A 292-nucleotide genomic window follows, 5' to 3' on the forward strand; every position below is an offset into this window, starting at 1 on the left:
TCACGTGCACCACGGCATTCACGGTGTTCTCCGCGGCGTAGGTGAAATCGAGCGCTGTGGTAGCCACACCGTTCGGACCCGGTAGGCTCACGTATTTCACCGGAGCGGGTGGTGGTGTGCTTACCGTTGTGTTCTCCGTGCGGAGCAGTTCGTGGCCTCCCAGTGCGAGCACCGCTCCAGCGAGGCCCATGGCGAAGTATCCGAATGCTTGTTTCATGGTCTATCTGTTGGCTTTCGGTCGATCAAAGTTCGTACCGGTCGTGATATGTGAACGCTTTGTCAGTCCGGAAGT

General features: G+C 57.9%; 1 protein-coding gene. It reads right to left on the reverse strand.

The window, feature by feature from the left end:
- Positions 1 to 217 (reverse strand): serine protease (locus JNK74_29895; GenBank protein MBL7650383.1); only part of this gene is annotated, 217 nt, incomplete at its 3' end.
- Between the last annotated feature and the right edge of the window lie 75 nt (positions 218 to 292).

It is taken from the genome of Candidatus Hydrogenedentota bacterium (assembly GCA_016791475.1).
In the GTDB taxonomy this organism is placed as follows: Bacteria; Hydrogenedentota; Hydrogenedentia; order Hydrogenedentales; family JAEUWI01; genus JAEUWI01.